1 pseudogene is annotated in these 434 nt (G+C 52.1%); it reads right to left on the bottom strand.

The window, feature by feature from the left end:
* Window positions 1-93: 93 nt before the first annotated feature.
* Window positions 94-360 (bottom strand): annotated as a pseudogene (locus RTW80_RS27365) (LysR substrate-binding domain-containing protein); the annotation flags it as partial.
* Window positions 361-434: the final 74 nt, after the last annotated feature.

The following is a 434-nucleotide window of genomic DNA, read 5'->3' as shown; positions in this document are numbered from 1 at the left end:
GAACGCCTTATCCGGCCTACGTAGAGCACTGAACTCGTAGGCCTGATAAGCGTAGCGCATCAGGCAATTCCAGCCGCAGACCTGTGTCAGCGGCTACCGTGATTCATTTCCGCCAACAACCGCGCATTTATCCAACGCCATGTGCAAAAATGCCTTCGCGGCGGCTGTCTGCCAGCTATTTTTCCGCCGCAACAAAACCGCCGTTCTCTCCAGTAGTGGCGGGGCAAGAGAAATAGCTTTAAGCCCGTCATGTTGTGTGGCAATCGCTGCTGGTAACAATGTGGAAAGGGAAGTGCGGCGAATCAGCTCCAGAACCGCGCTAATTGAGTTCGCCTCAATGACCACCTGTGGATGTAGCCCATAAGCGCTAACTTAAGGGTTGTGGTATTACGCCTGATATGATTTAACGTGCCGATGAATTACTCTCACGATAA

The sequence above is a fragment of the Escherichia sp. AM3 genome (assembly GCF_032029835.1).
Taxonomy (GTDB): Bacteria; Pseudomonadota; Gammaproteobacteria; order Enterobacterales; family Enterobacteriaceae; genus Escherichia; species Escherichia coli.
This window is presented reverse-complemented; position numbering and strand designations above follow the sequence as displayed.